This is a genomic window from Aeromonas sp. DSM 116730, from assembly GCF_046581335.1.
Lineage (GTDB): Bacteria > Pseudomonadota > Gammaproteobacteria > Enterobacterales > Aeromonadaceae > Aeromonas > Aeromonas rivipollensis.
This window is the reverse complement of record NZ_CP144265.1, coordinates 1,016,717-1,033,796: the sequence shown is the minus strand read 5'-3', so window position 1 is coordinate 1,033,796 and position 17,080 is coordinate 1,016,717. Positions and strand designations below refer to the sequence as shown.

The following is a 17,080-nucleotide window of genomic DNA, read 5'->3' as shown; positions in this document are numbered from 1 at the left end:
TGAAATCGATTTCCACTCAAGAATTGTATGTAAGTCTTGACAGTGAAATGCGGGTAGCAGGATGACTCGGTCATTTTCAGCGCGAGTGCGAAAATCGACGCCATTATTTCCGTCTGTGATCAAAGGGGTAACAATGAAAATATCTCGGCTTAGTGCCCTGACGCTTGCCATGTCTTGCGTCATTGGCTTGCATGGCTGCTCCCTGCCCAGCGCAGGGGCATCCGGCTCCGGTGCCTCCTCGGCATCTGCCGGACCTGTGGATGAATTGCTGACCAACGGGGGCTTCCAGGGAACCGATGGCTGGTGGACGGCTGGGGGCACCCTGAACGCCGAGAACCAGATGGGCTGCATCACCTTCACCGAGTCGGGATCCAATCCCTGGGATGTCATCCTGGGCCAGTCCAACCTCGGCCTGGTTCAGGGGCAAACCTACAAGCTCCATTTCACTGCCATGGCCAAGAGCGACATCAACGTCAAGGCCCTGATCCAGCATGATGGCGCCCCCTACACCAACCACATGGTGCAGGACCTCGCCCTCAGCAGCACACCCAAACCTTTCGACATCCAGTTCACGCCCTCCTCCACGGACGAGAAGACCCAGTTTCAACTCCAGATGGGCACCCAGACACCGACCACCGTCTGCATCGGTGAAGCAACGCTCTCGGGTCCATCCCTGGTCAAGAAATCTGATCTGGCCAGCGTGCGCGTCAACCAAGTCGGCTACCTGAGCAAGGCATTGAAACGTGCGACCATCGCCACCGACAGTAAGGACTCGCTCCCCTGGACCCTGCGCAATGCCCAGGGTGAGGCCATCGCCGAAGGCAAGACCACACCCTTTGGCCTGAATGCCCCATCCGGGGAAAACGTGCAGATCGCCGACTTCAGCCAGGTCACCGCCCCGGCCACCGGCCTGGTGCTGGAGGTCGCCGGCCAGAAGAGCCACCCGTTCAGCATCGGTGATGACATCTATCACACCATGAAATTCGATGCCCTCTCCTTCTTCTATCAGCAGCGTAGCGGCATCGACATCGAGGCCAAATATGTCCAGCGCCCCGATCTCGCTCGCCCGGCAGGACACAAGCCCGAGAAAGTGACCTGCTTCAACAAACAGGATGCCAAGGGCAACCAGTGGCCAGGTTGTGACTTCACGCTGGATGTGACCGGCGGCTGGTACGACGCTGGCGATCAGGGCAAGTACGTGGTCAATGGCGGCATCTCGGTATGGACCTTGATGAACCTTTATGAACGAGAGCAACTGGCGAAAGAGGGTGACAAGAGCGCCTTTGCCGACGGCAAGGCTAAAATCCCGGAACAGCACAACGGCCACAACGATCTGCTGGACGAATCCCGCTGGATGATGGAGTTCTTCCTCGCCATGCAGGTACCCGAAGGCAAGAAGGCCTGGGTACCGGTAGGAGATCAGTCCAAGCAGCTCGACAGCCTGAAACTGACCGAGATCGATGCCTCAGGCATGGTCTTCCACAAGGTCGCTGATGAAGCCTGGACCGGGATGCCGCTCCCGCCCCACAAGGATCCACAGCCCCGTTTCCTGAGCCACCCCAGCACGGCTGCGACCCTGAATCTGGCTGCCACCGCCGCCCAGTCTGCCCGCGTATGGAAAGATCTGGATCCGGCCTTCGCACAGCGCAGCCTGCAGGCAGCCGAGCGAGCCTGGAAGGCGGCCAACCATCATCCGGACGTCTATGCCTATGACAACTTTGTGGGATCCGGTCCCTACGATGACACCAACCTGAAGGACGAATTCTACTGGGCTGCCGCCGAGCTGTTCGCCACCACCGGCAAGGCCGAGTACAAGCAGGCCGTCCAGCAGTCCCCTCTCTATCTGGCCGCCCCCAAGGGTGATCGCAGCGCAAGCGGTGATCTCTACTGGCAGGATCTCAGCAGCGCAGGAACCATCACCCTGGCCATGGTGCCCAACAAGCTGGGCAAGCAGGACGTGGAGAAGGCGCGTGCCGCCATCATCGCCGCCGCCGACGGCTACCAGAAGAGCGTGGCGACAGAGGGTTACCTTATCCCCTATCAGGCCACCGAATACCCCTGGGGCTCCAACTCCAACCTGATGAATCGCAGCATCTTCCTCGGGCTGGCGCATGACTTCACGGGGGAGCGCAAATACCTGCAGGCCATGTCTGACGCCATGGACTACGTGCTGGGCCGCAACCCGCTCGACCAGTCCTATGTGTCGGGCTACGGCAGTCGTCCGCTGAAGAATCCGCACCACAGGTTCTGGGCACACCCAGCTGATCCCGCGTCCCCCCTGGTTCCGCCAGGAGTAATGTCTGGGGGCCCCAACTCCATCAACTTCAGCGATCCCGTTGCATCCACTATGAAAGGGAAGTGCACCGGCCAGACCTGCTGGAAAGACGAGATAGGAGCCTGGACACTGAACGAAGTTACCATCAACTGGAATGCTCCCTTCTTCTGGGCTGTCAGCGTGCTGGATGAAGGCGGATTAACCCGCTAAGTGCCCTCTCGATGCTCCGTCCCCTGACGGAGCATTTTTCCCCTCCCCCCCCCCGACTTTGCCTCAAGGCCGATTCCGGGCCGGTGTCCGTCCTTTGTTTCCCGTTTCCCGTTTCCCGTTTCCCGTTTCCCGTTTCCCGTTTCCCGTTTCCCGTTTCCCGTTTCCCGTTTCCCGTTTCCCGTTTCCCGTTTCCCGTTTCCCGTTTCCCGTTTCCCGTTTCCCGCCATCATGCAACTGCTACCGGGTGGACAGACAAGGGCCTCCTAGAACTATTGCTTCTTTCCCCTCTCCACAGCCTCCACGACCAAATCATACTTTCTGATTGCCTCTCATCCACCTTTGTGCACTTCTGATTTTCTGCCGTTATGCCGTGCCATTAGGCTTGCTGACGTAATATGACCGCCGCTCATCTCCAGCCTATCCTGCGGTGCAACGCTGCTCTACCGGAAAGCAGGGAAGCCGTGGCTGGCATCTGAAGTCGGTACGGTCATCATCCCTTCGGGCTGTACGGCAAGCACCAGGTCAACGTCTCCACCGGCACAGGACTTTGCCTCCGGGCAAGCGAGCCTCTGCGATGAAATCTTGCAACCATCCTACTTCTGGCAGGTCGCACCTCGCCATGGCCCAGAAGAGGCCGCGTCAACGGATTTGGCCGGGAACGGGGCCTTGCCATCAAGGGGGGGCGGCAAACGGCAGAGAGCAGTGAAGCGCAGGACATCGCAGCGGCGGGTATCTGTTGTCCAGCCTTGCGGCCTTTGTCCTCCACACGTCAGCGCATCGCCGGGAGAGTGCTCTGTGCACCATGTGGGGAACCTGCCCGGCAGGGACGCAGCAACAGCATGAAAACCACGACAAATTTGAAATCGATATTTCATAGAGTCAAGCCTGATACCCATTCGATACAACCAATCAACAACAAATAAATAAAGTGTTTTTATTCAATGCAATACGTTTAAGTTTGTTTACGTAGGTCGCCCCCCAAGTGATCGAGATCACAATTGCAAACCTCATAACGTGAAATCGATTTCCTATTTTTTTTCATCGTTCTATAGTGAGCTCAATTTAATAACTGAGGAATAATCATGAAAAAAATCATGTTGTGCTGCTCTGCCGGAATGTCCACCAGCCTACTGGTGAAAAAAATGCTGGTAGAAGCCGAGAAGCGGGGTCTGGCTGCCGAGATCAAGGCCTTTGGCGCATCGGAGTTCGATGACCAGATGCCCCATTACCAGGTGGTCTTGCTGGGACCGCAGATCAAGTACATGCAACCGGAGTTGCAAGCCAAGGCGGCGGCTCACGGGATCAAGGTACAACCTATCGACATGATGGATTACGGCATGCAGCGCGGCGACAAGGTGCTGGACTACGCCCTGTCCCTGATCGGTTAAGCGTGCTCACAAGGAAGGACACACACTATGAGTTCACTCTATGGGATGCTGGTCAAGTTGATCGAACAACGGATCGGCCCATTGGCAGGAAAACTGGGCCAGCAACGCTATGTTCTGGCCATCCGTGACGGCTTCATTGCCGCGCTGCCGTTCATGATTGTCGGCAGTTTCATGCTGGTCTTCATCTTCCCCCCCATCTCCAGCGAAACCACCTGGGGCTTTGCCAGAGCCTGGCTCGATTTTTCCAACACCTATCGTGCCGAGCTCATGTTGCCCTTCAACATGAGCATGGGGCTGATGACGGTCTTCATCTCGGTGGGCGTCGCATCCAGCCTGGCCAAGCAATACTCCCTGGACCCCATCACCACGGGCCTGCTGTCGCTGATGTCGTTCATGCTGGTGGCGGCGCAATATAAAGATGGCACCATCTCCACCCAGTATTTCTCCGGACAGGGCATCTTCACCGCCCTCATCTGCGCCATCTATTCGACTGAAGTGTATGCCTGGCTCAAGCGCAACAACATCACCATACGTCTGCCCGAGCAGGTGCCGATGGGGGTTGCGCGCTCTTTCGAGGTGTTGATACCGGTACTGGCGATCATCCTGACCCTGCACCCCCTCAATATGCTGTTGCAGGAAACCACAGGCATGATCCTGCCCGAGGCGATCATGGCCATGCTCAAACCCCTGGTGGCGGCCTCTGACAGTCTGCCTGCCGTCCTGCTGGCGGTGTTGCTGTGCCAGATCCTCTGGTTTGCCGGCATCCACGGCACCATGATCGTCACAGGCATAATGAACCCATTCTGGATGGCAAACCTAGCCAGCAATCAGGCTGCACTGGCCGCCGGCCAAGCCATTCCTCACACCTTCTTGCCCGGTTTCTGGGATCACTTCCTGTTTATCGGCGGTGTGGGCTCTACCCTACCCCTGGCATTCCTTCTGATGCGCAGCCGAGCCGTACACCTGCGCACCATAGGGCGGATGGGCGTAGTCCCCGGTTTCTTCAACATCAATGAGCCGGTCCTGTTTGGTGCCCCCATCATCATGAACCCAGTCTTCTTTCTGCCATTCACCCTGGTGCCTGTGATCAACGCCATCCTGGCTTGGTTCGCCGTGGATCTGGGTCTGGTGGAGAAGGTTGTGATGCTGACCGCCTGGACCACTCCGGCGCCCATCGGTGCCTCCTGGGCCACCAACTGGGCATTCAGTCCGGTCATCTTGTGCTTCATCTGCATGGGGATCTCCGCCCTGATGTATTACCCCTTCGTTCGGGCCTATGAGCGCACCCTTCTCAAACAAGAGGCCGATGAGGCAGAAGCAGAAGCAGAAGCAGAAGCAGAAAAATCAACAATGATCACACCGGTTCAGAGTCAAGCATAAGCACCACAGGCTGCGGATGCAGTGATGTCCGCAGCCCAGTTATCAAGAGGAAACTGCAATGCAATACACATTCCCCGAAGGCTTCTGGTGGGGTAGTGCCTCGTCGGCCGCACAATCGGAAGGAGCTGCAAACGTGGGCGGCAAGGCACCGACCATTTGGGATCACTGGTTTGAGACGGAGCCGCACCGTTTTCACGGCCAAGTAGGCCCAACCAACACTTCGACCTTCTATGATCGCTATAGTGAAGACATCGCGTTAATGGAGCAGATTGGCCACAACAGCTTCCGCACCTCTATTTCCTGGGCCCGTCTGCTGCCGGATGGCCGTACTGTCAACCAGGAGGCCGTCGACTTCTACAACAAGGTGATCGACGAACTGCTGGCCAAGGGAATCAAGCCCTTCATCGGTCTGTTCCACTTCGACATGCCGATGTACTGGCAAGAGCAGGGTGGCTGGGAGAACCGCGAGACGGTGGCGGCCTTTGCCGAGTACGCCGACATCTGCTTCAAACTGTTTGGCGATCGCGTCGCCTGCTGGATGACTTTCAACGAACCCGTGGTGGTGGTGGAAGGAGGTTATCTGTATGACTTCCACTACCCGAACCTGATGGACTTCAAGCGGGCAGCCCAGGTGGCCTATCACATGATGCTGGCCCACAGCCTGGCGGTGAAGCGCTATCGCGCACTCTCCCTGCCGGGCCAGATCGGAATCGTCTTGAACCTGACCCCCTCCTATCCGCGCTCTTCAAACCCGGCGGATTTGAAGGCCTCGTTCATTGCCGACTTGTTCTTCAACCGCGCCTTCCTCGACCCGGCAGTGAAGGGGGTCTATCCCCAGGAGCTGATCGACATCCTGCGCGAACACGATCAGATGCCCGTGGTGCAAAGCGGCGACTGCGAGCTGCTGGCCGCCGGCAAGATCGATCTGCTCGGCATCAACTACTACCAGCCGCGGCGAGTGAAGGCGCGCATGACGGCCATCAACCCGGGCGCCCCTTTCCTGCCGGACTGGTTCTTCGAGAATTACGAAATGCCGGGCCGAAAAATGAACCCCTATCGTGGCTGGGAAATATATGAGCGCGGTATCTATGACATATTGATCAACCTGCGCGACAACTATGAAAATATTCCAAGCTATATCTCCGAGAATGGCATGGGTGTCGAAGGGGAACACAGATTCATTGGTGAAGACGGCCAGGTAAAAGACGATTATCGTATCGACTTCATTCGTGGCCACCTCCAGTGGATTCATACCGCCATTGCCGAAGGAAGTAATTGCCGTGGTTATCACCTGTGGACCTTTATTGACAACTGGTCCTGGATGAATGCCTACAAAAACCGTTATGGATTCATCAGCCTTGATTTGGAAAGCCAGCAGCGCACCGTCAAGAAGAGTGGTGAATGGTTCGCCGACGTCTCTCGTAATAATGGATTTTAAGGAGTCATAAATGATGGATCTTGAAGAAGCAGTCATGGGCATCATCGTCAATGCTGGCCAATCTCGCAGTCTCTGTTTCGAAGCCCTGCGTCAGGCCCGCGCCGGCCAGTTCAGCGAAGCGGATGCCTTGCTGCTCCAGGCCACCGAAGCAGGTAAGGCAGCCCATGCCGTACAAACCAAACTGATTGAAGCCGATGAGGGTGAGGGCAAGACCAAGATGACGCTGGTCATGGTGCATGCCCAAGATCATTTGATGACCTCCATTCTGTGCCGTGAGCTGGCCACCGAACTGGTCGAGATCTATCGCCGCCAAGCCAGCTGATATTCATCTCATCGGATCGGGAGTCCGTGCTTTTGCCACCGTAATATTACGGTGGCTTTTTTATTCTGGCTTTACCTTCCTCCATCATATCTTTCATACTTTTCGCAAGTAGTTTCAAAAATATGAAACTGTCATGACGCGATATCAGTATTAGTTTAGAGAATAATTTATGGTTATTCTGATACTGCTTGTAGTTATCAATATAAACACTAATTAAAAACACATAGGATTGTCGAGAATATGCGTAATTTTGGACTAATTTCAGTGTTGCTGATGGCGGGTGAATTATATTCACCCCAGGCTTCTGCATGGTGGTGGAGCAATCAAGATTGGCAGGTCTCTGACGGCTGGCGCAATGATGGGTCGGAATTCGACTGCACCTGGCGCGCGGCCAATGTATGGATGGAGTCCGGCATGGCGATCCTCCATGCAAAATCGGACCGGGGCAGCAAGAGTTGCGCTGAGCTACGAACCTACAACTACACCCGCAAGGGACGTTATGAGGTGCAGATGCAGGCAGGATCGGTGCCCGGCACCATCAGCTCATTCTTCACCTATACCGGTGATGCGGGCACCAGCTCTCACTATGAAGTCGACATCGAGCTGATGGGCGGCACCAACCTGCTCCATACCAACATCTGGATCCAGGGGCGCCAGTATCCCCAAGACATCGATCTAGGCAAGTACGGCATGTCCATCTGGAACATGGAGCGCTACGCCTTCAACATTGATGAAGCTGGCGTCACCTGGCAGGTATTTAGTCGAGTCCAGAATAGATGGGTAGGCGTGCGCCGCGAAAGTCGTCCTGTCACGAGCAGGATGCAGACATTTGTGAACAACTGGATCAGTGCCAATCCGAGCTTCCCGCCAAGCTCCTTCAATGGCAATCCCGTCTACGCCAAATACAAGTACGCCAAGGTTACCCCCTGGGACTGATGGTTAACTAAGTGAAAACAAAATGAAGACAAGTATTGCTAGGTGTTCAGTCCCAGATAGTCATGGTGCATTATTGGACTCTTATCAGGAGGATGCACTTTGGCAGCAGGTCTTCATGGATCAGCCCGCACAACACCGAGAATTCGAGCCGAGCTCCAAACGTCGAAGGAGTGGGCGCGCAAACTTGCCGCTCGATACGGATTGAACGTCAAAACCGTCGCTAAATAGCGCTCTCGAACAACCACCATTGACCAGCCGATGGGGCCTACCAGTCCCAAATGTGCTCATCTGTCAAAGGAGGAAGAGGAAATGGTCGTGGAGTTCAGGCGACGAACCCTTCTGCCTCTGGACAACTTGTTGGGGCATTTGCGCGAAGCCCTTTTGCAGTGCCCTTCATCGATGTCATATACGGCATGGCATTAGCAAGCGACCTCATCAGCAACAGAATAAAAACCAACGTGGGCAGTTTGAACCGACAGAAATGGGTTACCCGCATATCGATAGTTGCAAGCTACGTCTGGAGGAAGGCAAGCAACACATGTTTTTGGCCATTGATCGTGTCACCAAATTTACCCGCGTGGCGTTCTTTGATGTACCGACCAAGCAAAATGGAGCTGCATTTCTTGAAGAAGTTGTGGCGGTCTACCCATACAACCGTCCTCACAGGCAACGGTATCGCCTTCACAGAACAGGCAAGATACAGGAATGGCCCAACCAACCGTTTTGTTGGGCACTTCTTTGATCGGGTCTGCCGACAACATGGCATAAAGCACAAACTGGCTAAGCCATATCATCTGGACCAATGGCAGGTCGAACAAATGAACCGAACGGTGACATCGACCCCTATTGGATGAACACTTTCGTATCAAAGGGCGGACAACCTAGGCAGCTACCTGGATCACTACAACACCCAGCGGCCAAATCAGGGCTAGATGATGGAGGGACTGCCCCCTACAGCATGTTTCAAAAAGGGTCTGAAATTGATACCGAAGGAAGTGTGCTCTAACGTAGTGTAAGCAAGACACCGGTTTGAGGCCGGTGTCAGGTGATAACTAGATCTGTACAAAGATAGTATAAATAATATTGGAGTTATGCATAATCATAACCTCTATTGAAAGGGCTACTTATTATTACCATACAATTGTAAATACCTTTCGTTGATTAACATTTCAACTATGGTATTCATTTTTTGATTTTCTCTATCTGCTAATTTTTTTAATTTATCTTTAGTCGAAACACTCATGGATATTTGAACCATCTTCCGTGATGCATCTTCCCCTTGTAGCTTCATCCTGTATTTTTGCTGAGCGCCTGATTTTTTTAATTCAGCGATAACTAACAGTTGATGCTCTAATCTCAGAAGATCATAAAAGGTTATTAAAGCCATTTTTTTACTTTTTTCTATTTCAGAGCTTTCGGTTGCATTTAACTCTAGCCATATCGGTGCTTTGCTGTTTAAATACCGTGAAAAAGAGTAGTCCCATGCCCACCCCCATAATTCTTCATTCTTGGATAACCAATTTATAATTTTAGAGCTGTTTTTTATTTCGCTCCAACGGGATTTAAAAAAACTCATCAGACTTGTTTTTTCCATTAATTCAAAGCGACACAAGTCGAAAAACAAGGTTATATTTGAAATCTTATCCCGATTAGATGTTGGGTGTTCATCTAAACATAGACAAGAATATAATGAATCAGCAAGCGCGTCTACAAATGAACTTCGTGGCTCAGGCTTATCTATTGATATAGACTGAAATACACCATCGCGAAATTGATCTTCATCATTAATTAATAAAATTGATGCCCAGATGAAATTTACGAGCCTATCATCAGAATTAGAGATCCAAGCAAAGTCCTTATCCCCAAGGCATGACTGATAAAAAACCTCTAGCATTAATTCTTTTACCTTAATCGGGTCATTGAGCTCATCTATATTGAAGTTAATTTCAACAAACCTCAGTGCATCTTTAAGGTCTTTTCTCTCGCCTTTCCCATCTACAACAAAACCAATAAAGTCAGTTAACCTACTTATTCTTTTTTGGGATGAAGCAGAAGTAGTCTCCCTAAACGTAAGCCTTGGCGAACGACCATTATAAAACCCAGCATTCTCAATAAATCTATTGTAGAGAAACAACATCGCTCTGTGATCTTTCTTTTCAAACCACAAGTTATTTTGAGTTCCCATACCAACCTCCATCATCCATCAAAAAACTTCAAACAATAAAGTCACAAGCCTCGCACATACAACCTCCTTCCAATAGATCTCAATTGAGTCTCAAAAGCCCTTTTGGGTCTTTGTTGTCGTGTTATTTGTGTGTAGATATTATGATTTTTTTTAGTATATCTCAATGTCATTTGCACAACATCTAAAGAAAGAAATGTGTCCATACAATGATGATTTAATGTATCTCTATGCGTGCTAAGTGAAGACGCGAATACTCTTGAATCCCGTGCAAAACGCCTCTTTTCTCTCTAGTCTACGTCCTGCTTAAGTCATCGACGATCAGCCTTCGCCACCATCAATGCAACCACCTCATATGCTGACCCTAGATCGCGGGTCATCATCATTGGCCTTCCTGATCCCCCCGTACCGAGGCTGATTACTGTTTTTTTCAACCCCCAATCCCTTCTGATGAACGAAACCCATACCATCAGGAGTACACCATGAACACGTCCCCCAAAGTACTGCGCATCAAAGACGTTATCCAAAAGACCGGCCTTGCCCGCTCAACTATCTATGACCGTATCAGCAAGAAATCCCCTCGCTATGACCCAAATTTCCCAAAGCCACTTAAGTTGGGCTTGTCAGCTGTCGGCTGGTTTGAACATGAAATTGATGCTTGGTTTCAAGTACAAGCATCAATGAGGGGGTTTTAATTTAAGCGATAAAGGCTCCATAAGTTAACCTGCTGATTGTTTGTTCCCAACTAACAGCCATAACGACAAACACACATCATTAAATGTCTTTATCTTCGCAAGCATGCCTACGGAGAGATACGCATTAATTAACGCAGGTTAAGGTGTTTATATTATTTAATGTCAATCAACATTATACCCATCTACTAACTACTTAACCTCAGTTAACCATACACTCCCTTTAGAATATTAAACCTACTCTTTATTGAGGGATTACCCATGTCTGTCCATATCCTACAGTTTATTAAAAGCTTAGAATCTAAGTATCCAACTATAAACATCCATGCTTTACAAAAAGCAATGGATGCTGTTACCAAACATTACTATCACTACAGAGAGGCTAAGTCTGCTCATCCCTCGGTTGAGCTGTTCTTGAGATACTTTTACCCTTATCGAGAGATATATGTAGATAGGCAATTATCTCCCGAACTAGAAGACGTTATAGAGGAGTTCTTGGAGGAGCTTGATACATCTCTGCATCAGAAGCGTTTACGCAATCTGAAACGCTCTGAGGCACGTAATAGCACTAGTGTCCACGACTATATCAACAAACTATTTAGGTTGCATTCTAAGCTGCTGGTGATCAGGGTGGATGTTCACTATGGTGATGAAATTAAAGATACCATAACCATCGAGGAAGCGATAGATGATAGAGACGCGTACCTGAGAGCGGTAAAACGTCGTTATCGTATTCTTTTAGGGTATGTATGGAAGTTAGAGTATGGAGTGGCCAGGGGCTATCACTACCATATGGCATTTATATTCAATGGCAATAAAGTTCAGGGGGATATCAGTCTTGGGCGTAAATTGGGTGAGTTCTGGAAATCACTGAGTCGTGAACCCAGAACATATTACAACTGCAATGCAGACAGGGATAAATATGAGGAGTGGGGAGCATACGGTATTGGGATGGTGCATCACGATGACTTAGAAAAGCGTCATCTGCTATTGCATAATGCGCTGAGTTATTTGCTCAAGTTTGATGAAGCACTACTGGCTGAGATGCATGAGCGCTTCAGGAGCGTGGGTAAAATGGAGGTGCCTCGCAGAAGAGGGCCCGGTGGGAGACCCAGGGTTCTCAGGGTCTCTCTGGAGTAGTATCTTATTGACTCCCACATCATCCAATCGGGTGATACGGTTAGGTAGACGACTGGTGTAATACAGGATGTTGATTACGACGCATCTTCCTGCGGAACTACGTGTGATGCTTTATGCAGTCATTGAGCTGCCTTTTTACTGGCTTTCATGACACATCGCGACGACACCCTAGGAAGAATAATTCCAACTAAGCGGGGGTGGCAAGACTCATTGTGAATCGCCCCGGGTTTTCTAGACACTCTGTTGTTGAACATTGAACTGCCTTTCAAACTCTACCGGCGACAGCCCATCATTGGAACCATGGCGCCTGATGGGGTTGTAAAACATCTCGATATAATCAAACACATCGCTGCGGGCTTCGTCTCTTGTCGCGTAAATCCTGCGCTTGATCCGCTCCCGTTTGAGCAACTGAAAGAAGCTCTCGGCAACAGCGTTGTCGTGACAGTTGCCACGTCGGCTCATGCTGCAACTCAGGTTGTGGGCCTTCAGAAAGTCCTGCCATTCACCACCGGTAAACTGGCTGCCCTGATCCGAATGCACCAGTACCGGCTGCTTTGGCTTGCGCCGCCAGACGGCCATCAATAACGCATCAACCGCCAAGTCTGCCGTCATGCGTGGCTTCATTGCCCAGCCGACGATCTGGCGAGAAAACAGATCGAGCACCACCGCCAGATACAGCCACCCTTCTTGAGTGCGGATGTAGGTAATGTCGGTCACCCAGGAGATGTTGGGGGCTGGGACCTTAAACTGGCGTGCCAGCGTGTTCGGAGCAGCCTGCGGGCTCTTGCCTCCATAATGCCCCTTACGGCGTTGATAGCCCGTTTGCGAACGCAGTCCTTCCCGTCTCATTAATTTGGCCACACGGTGCTTGCCGCAGGCTTCCCCCAAGTCACGAAGGTCGCGATGGATCTTGCGATAACCGTATACAGCGCCACTTTCCAGCCAGGATTGCTTGACCAGCCCCGTTAGTCGTTCGTCCTCCTGCTGTCGTGGCGATGTAGGCTGTTTCAGCCACGCGTAGAAGCCACTTCGGTGAACCCCCAGGGTCTGGCACAGGGTAACGACACTGTACCGGTCGAGTCGGGAGGTTATGAACGCGTACCTTTCCTTGACTCGCTGGCAAAGTACGCGGCGGCCTCCTTTAGGATATTGCGCTCCTCGGTGACTTGGCGCAGTTCGGTTTTCAGACGGCGGATCTCGGCTTGCAAGGCAGACTCTTCTATCTGCTGGTCAGCAGGCTTACCGTACTGCTTGAGCCATGCATACAGGCTGTGGCTGGATACCCCGATGGCACGAGCAACGTCAGCCACCGGCCGCCCACGCTCGGTGATTTGTTTAACGGCTTCGATTTTGAATGTTTCTGGATAACGCTGACGGGTCATAACACCTCCAATAGTTGCCTCATTTTAAGGCTGTGAGGTGTCTAGGGAACTGGGGGCGATTCACATACCGCTCACCATCATCTGCCGAGATGATGCGCCGCTCACCATGTTGGCGACGGTGAACGGTCGTGATTATGGCAGCGATAGCAGACGTCAGTTTGCCTTGCTGGTGGACGGACAACGCTATGACGCCCCTTACCGGCAAGGGGACTTCTCCACGTTCTGGGAGGCACTTCGCAACGCAACATCGGTGGCGCTATTGCCGCCGTCAAATCCCCCCATCGATTTGCCCACCAGCCACCTTGCAGAGGTACTGCCAGCCATTGGCTCGCCAGATAACAACTGTATTTCGCCTGGGTAATCAACGGACTTTGGCACACCGTGACGATGGCTTACACCCACCATTACAACCACACCCAGAGGGAGGCTAACGCCTCCCTCATTTTATTGGATATATGACAAGGAACGCTTATGACTATTCCCTTTTTCCGGGATGGCTTTGCCCTGCCCGTTGCCCAAGCGCTGCTCGCGTTACTCAATCAGGAGGTCGCCAATATCGGCCTCAACCTCGAGCGCCTGACCCAACTCACCTTCAACTTTCGCAGCCCCACCTACAGCCCCGAGCAGGGAGGGGCTCACCCCGTCGAGATACGTCTGATACGCGGCCTTGATGGTTGGCTTTTCGATTACGTCACCGACTTCAGTTACCAGGGACTGGGCCAGGATGCCGAGCTCTGCAAGGAGCTCGATTTCAACTTCCTGGATGACGAACACTATCTGCAAGGATGGGGGCCTATCCAGCGCTCAGAGGCCCATGAGTTATTCACCCTGTGGCAGACCAACTTTGTTGCCTACTGCCGGATGGCCTACTTCACCGTCACGGTCAGAGGGGATTAGGGGGTGTGTGATGACTAACGAACTGCCGCTCTCCCACACCTCACGCCAGTGGCTGGGACTGGTACAGCCAACTCGCCAAGGCGAGCACTGGTTGCTGCACCTGACCCCTGATAGCCCACATGTCCGCTCCGTTACCCTGCATCTGCGCTGGTCTGGGGTGCAGTGGCAACTGCTCTCCCTCAGCAATGCCGAGGACTGGCGCACCATGAGCCAGCCCGTGGATGAAATCTGCGTGGACCCCAAGCATCGGTGTTTCTGGCGCTGCCAAACAGGCCCCGTCCCGCTCTCTGAGCAGCCTCGTGTACTGGGCAGCTTTCTGGCCGACCTGCAGCGTACCTGCATTCATCACGGCTATCGCGTGGAGAGTGACGCCTTACCTCAAGAGGAGGCGAAAGGTGCCAAAACAACCGATCGCCGTTGAGCTTGAAGCGATTAATCGAGATGGCGAGACGCAGGTGGTGCGCGACAGCGGCCTGACCGTGCAGGGCTACAGCGTCTACCTGCGGGCGGTAGAGACCAGTGGCCTTGCCCTAGCTACCTGGGTAGCTGACTACGACACTATCGGCCCCGCTTACGAACTGGCAGAGCGATTAAGTCTGGCACTGGCCATCCCGCTAGACGTGTTGGTGCCCGAACCGCTGATACCGGTACAGAGTGGTCCCGCAGCCACGACAGGAGCCATCATGACGGCCAACTGAACTATTCTCACAGTGAACCAACAACCTCTCTGCATTTAGCCCCGGTATGCCTCGCGCAGCCGGGGTCTTTCTTTTTCAGGAGACCACCATGCGTTACCACAAACTCAAAGCTGGGGAATGCCCCGGCACTTATGTCGTCACCGAACCGGTGACCGAGCAAGATCTGCTGCGCATCGCCAACCAGATTGCCCGCAAGCGGCTGGCCAAGGGCGCCGTGATCACCTCGACCAAAGAGGCCGCCGAGCGGCTGCAAACCTTGCTGCAAGGCCGGGAGCACGAAGTATTTGGCGCACTGTTCCTTGACTCCCAACACCGTGTACTGGTCTTTGAGGAGCTGTTTCGTGGCACCCTGGACAGTGCCAACGTCTACCCACGGGAAGTGGTCAAGCGGGCACTGGCGCTGAACTGCGCTGCCATCATCGTGGTTCACAATCATCCCAGTGGTAACCCGGAGCCGAGCTCGACGGACATTGCACTGACCAAATCGTTACGTGAGGCGCTGACGCTGGTGGATATCCGTCTGCTTGACCATCTGGTGGTCGGCACCGAAGGGGTGGTGTCACTGGCCGAACGGGGGATGATGTGACGATGCGATTACCCAACCCCTATTCTCTGGAAGAAACGCTGGGCAAGCTGCGCCATAGCCTCACCACCGCCAGCAACGAAGGGGCGCTGGTGTTGTTAGAGAAGGCCGTCACCAAGGCGCGTGCTGACGCGGTGTATGCCAAGCAGTTTGACGCGGCGTTGCTGCAGGGCTCCACCGTCGAGATACGCGAATGCCTCAGTTGCTTTGGCGACTACTTCGAGCGCTCCCGAGACGCGCCGCCCTATTACCCACACCACGACGCCGTCAACGGCATTGACTCCACGCTCTACGCCATCCTGTTCGATGCGGTTCTCCCCGGCAAAGAACAGGCGTATGAATAACGCCAGCCCCCCCAAACCCGGATCATCAGCACCAACACCATGATCCGGATATCCCGACATCACCCAGCAAGGCCACCTCACTGCAGGTGGCCTTTTGCATTTCAAGGAACTATGCCCATGTCTGCCTTCATGATCGATCGCCAGGACTACCTGACCTTTGCCGTGCAGTTGCACCGCTTTTGCAATGCCCCCATGCCACCGCACTACACCCTTGAGTTGCTGCGCACCCTCTGGTGGAGCTCACCAATGGATGTCACCAGTACCTGGACGTGGCGGGTAGACCGGCTGGTGCGGCTGATGATGATCGCCAACCGGCGGGCAGTCTGGCATCGCTATCAGCTGGGGCGCAATGAACCACGCCAGCACCGCTCGACCAAGCTGGGGCCGCTTAAACCTGCCCATCGCTACCACAAGGCACCACTTACTGATGCCGAACTGGTGGCGCTCTACAAATTCACCAGCTGTGCCCTGTACCAATCGAGCGAATGGAGCGGGAGCCCCGAGCTGGCTCCCCGGCTAGTGAAGGTTATACAGCAGTTGCAGCAAGTGCTGGCGCAAGACGTGCTGGCCCGGTTGTCACTGTGGGAGCAAGCACCTTGGGGAGAGATGTGATGGATCTCTCCATCACCCTGACGGTGACAAGCTCACCACCGAGTTCAACGGCCCACCGAGTTCAACGGCCCACCTAGCCCAACGTATCGCCGATGACATGGCACTCCTGCATCACCATCAGGGGGATGGGGTCAGCGATGAACTAGGCATCAGCATCAGTTACCTGATTGAACAGTTTGCGCTGCTGGCAGCGGCTTACCGTTCACCAGCGGAAATGGAGATACACCATGATTGAGTTCAATGACAGCTTTAGCCAGGCCGCCGTAGCGGAGGCCATGTGTGCTCATCCCGCGCTTGCCAAGCTCATCAGCCAGCAGTTGATGCTACCGGGTTTTGCCTATGCCCACGATGTGGAGGGGCGGCGTATTGGCGGCCCGCTGGTTGCACCCAACCCGGTACTGCACAAAACCACGCTCTTTGTCAGCCCCAGCTATATGCGTGAACACCTGCCGCGTGAGATTAACTTCGCCCGCTTTCGCTGCACCTGTAATGCCGCAGGTCAACCCGTCGGCGAGTGGCAACGGGTGATTGTCGGAGCCTACGTCAACCACGGCAGTAATGATGCGCCGGATTGGAGTAGCCATACCTGAGTCACGGCCAT

The 17,080-nt window shown here is 53.4% G+C and carries 18 protein-coding genes and 1 pseudogene; 17 read left to right on the top strand and 2 right to left on the bottom strand.

Annotation, left to right across the window (positions count from 1 at the left end; all coding sequences use genetic code 11):
• Positions 1 to 133: 133 nt before the first annotated feature.
• From Aeroheme_RS04975 to Aeroheme_RS04945, 7 genes and pseudogenes are all read left to right on the top strand, one after another.
• Positions 134 to 2,485: a glycoside hydrolase family 9 protein gene (locus Aeroheme_RS04975; protein WP_236091667.1), complete on the top strand. Its 2,352-nt coding sequence runs from the start codon at positions 134 to 136 to the stop codon at positions 2,483 to 2,485.
• Between the two features lie 1,082 nt (positions 2,486 to 3,567).
• A complete protein-coding gene (locus tag Aeroheme_RS04970; RefSeq protein WP_010673339.1) occupies positions 3,568 to 3,873 on the top strand; it encodes a PTS sugar transporter subunit IIB in 306 nt (101 codons plus the stop codon).
• 27 nt (positions 3,874 to 3,900) lie between these two features.
• Positions 3,901 to 5,253, top strand: coding sequence for a PTS sugar transporter subunit IIC (locus Aeroheme_RS04965; RefSeq protein ID WP_125729700.1), 1,353 nt, complete (start codon positions 3,901 to 3,903; stop codon positions 5,251 to 5,253).
• Between the two features lie 58 nt (positions 5,254 to 5,311).
• Positions 5,312 to 6,691 (top strand): glycoside hydrolase family 1 protein, encoded by a 1,380-nt coding sequence (locus Aeroheme_RS04960; protein ID WP_125729701.1) that lies wholly within the window; start codon positions 5,312 to 5,314, stop codon positions 6,689 to 6,691.
• Between the two features lie 10 nt (positions 6,692 to 6,701).
• A complete protein-coding gene (locus Aeroheme_RS04955) occupies positions 6,702 to 7,013 on the top strand; it encodes a PTS lactose/cellobiose transporter subunit IIA (RefSeq protein WP_201276436.1) in 312 nt (103 codons plus the stop codon).
• A 240-nt stretch (positions 7,014 to 7,253) separates the two neighbouring features.
• The gene (locus tag Aeroheme_RS04950) at positions 7,254 to 7,949 is read left to right on the top strand and encodes a family 16 glycosylhydrolase (RefSeq protein WP_125729702.1); all 696 of its coding nucleotides are present in this window, start codon (positions 7,254 to 7,256) and stop codon (positions 7,947 to 7,949) included.
• Positions 7,950 to 8,783: 834 nt separating this feature from the next.
• A pseudogene (locus Aeroheme_RS04945) lies at positions 8,784 to 8,965 on the top strand (IS481 family transposase); the annotation flags it as partial.
• Between the two features lie 104 nt (positions 8,966 to 9,069).
• Here Aeroheme_RS04945 and Aeroheme_RS04940 read toward each other — a convergent pair.
• The gene (locus Aeroheme_RS04940; RefSeq protein WP_125729703.1) at positions 9,070 to 10,134 is read right to left on the bottom strand and encodes a hypothetical protein; all 1,065 of its coding nucleotides are present in this window, start codon (positions 10,132 to 10,134) and stop codon (positions 9,070 to 9,072) included.
• Positions 10,135 to 10,613: 479 nt separating this feature from the next.
• Between Aeroheme_RS04940 and Aeroheme_RS04935 the strand changes: the two genes are divergently transcribed.
• Both Aeroheme_RS04935 and Aeroheme_RS04930 read left to right on the top strand, forming a co-directional pair.
• Positions 10,614 to 10,826, top strand: a complete 213-nt coding sequence (locus tag Aeroheme_RS04935; RefSeq protein WP_125729704.1) for a helix-turn-helix transcriptional regulator — start codon at positions 10,614 to 10,616, stop codon at positions 10,824 to 10,826.
• A gap of 258 nt (positions 10,827 to 11,084) precedes the next feature.
• Positions 11,085 to 11,963, top strand: coding sequence for an inovirus-type Gp2 protein (locus tag Aeroheme_RS04930; RefSeq protein WP_411166796.1), 879 nt, complete (start codon positions 11,085 to 11,087; stop codon positions 11,961 to 11,963).
• A 231-nt stretch (positions 11,964 to 12,194) separates the two neighbouring features.
• On the opposite strand, the gene Aeroheme_RS04925 is transcribed toward Aeroheme_RS04930, so the two are convergent.
• Positions 12,195 to 13,345 (bottom strand): IS3 family transposase gene (locus Aeroheme_RS04925; RefSeq protein ID WP_234678337.1). Its coding sequence is split into 2 segments (ribosomal slippage): positions 12,195 to 13,108 and positions 13,108 to 13,345, totalling 1,152 coding nucleotides; the frame shifts between segments, so codons are not numbered across the junction.
• Positions 13,346 to 13,382: 37 nt separating this feature from the next.
• On the opposite strand from Aeroheme_RS04925, the gene Aeroheme_RS04920 reads away from it, so the two are divergent.
• From Aeroheme_RS04920 to Aeroheme_RS04885, 8 genes are all read left to right on the top strand, one after another.
• Positions 13,383 to 13,706: a hypothetical protein gene (locus Aeroheme_RS04920; protein ID WP_411166795.1), complete on the top strand. Its 324-nt coding sequence runs from the start codon at positions 13,383 to 13,385 to the stop codon at positions 13,704 to 13,706.
• 110 nt (positions 13,707 to 13,816) lie between these two features.
• Positions 13,817 to 14,242, top strand: coding sequence for a DUF2787 domain-containing protein (locus tag Aeroheme_RS04915; RefSeq protein WP_125729719.1), 426 nt, complete (start codon positions 13,817 to 13,819; stop codon positions 14,240 to 14,242).
• Between the two features lie 10 nt (positions 14,243 to 14,252).
• Positions 14,253 to 14,663, top strand: a complete 411-nt coding sequence (locus Aeroheme_RS04910) for a hypothetical protein (RefSeq protein WP_125729720.1) — start codon at positions 14,253 to 14,255, stop codon at positions 14,661 to 14,663.
• On the top strand, positions 14,638 to 14,940 hold the full coding sequence (locus tag Aeroheme_RS04905) for a hypothetical protein (RefSeq protein ID WP_125729721.1): 303 nt from the start codon (positions 14,638 to 14,640) through the stop codon (positions 14,938 to 14,940). Before Aeroheme_RS04910 ends, Aeroheme_RS04905 begins: the two co-directional genes overlap by 26 nt.
• An 88-nt stretch (positions 14,941 to 15,028) precedes the next feature.
• The gene (gene radC / locus Aeroheme_RS04900; RefSeq protein WP_125729722.1) at positions 15,029 to 15,526 is read left to right on the top strand and encodes a RadC family protein; all 498 of its coding nucleotides are present in this window, start codon (positions 15,029 to 15,031) and stop codon (positions 15,524 to 15,526) included.
• Positions 15,527 to 15,528: 2 nt separating this feature from the next.
• Positions 15,529 to 15,867, top strand: coding sequence for a hypothetical protein (locus Aeroheme_RS04895; RefSeq protein ID WP_238156122.1), 339 nt, complete (start codon positions 15,529 to 15,531; stop codon positions 15,865 to 15,867).
• Positions 15,868 to 15,984: 117 nt separating this feature from the next.
• Positions 15,985 to 16,479, top strand: a complete 495-nt coding sequence (locus tag Aeroheme_RS04890; protein WP_279983874.1) for a hypothetical protein — start codon at positions 15,985 to 15,987, stop codon at positions 16,477 to 16,479.
• Between the two features lie 227 nt (positions 16,480 to 16,706).
• Positions 16,707 to 17,069 (top strand): hypothetical protein, encoded by a 363-nt coding sequence (locus tag Aeroheme_RS04885; protein ID WP_125729724.1) that lies wholly within the window; start codon positions 16,707 to 16,709, stop codon positions 17,067 to 17,069.
• Positions 17,070 to 17,080 lie beyond the last annotated feature (11 nt).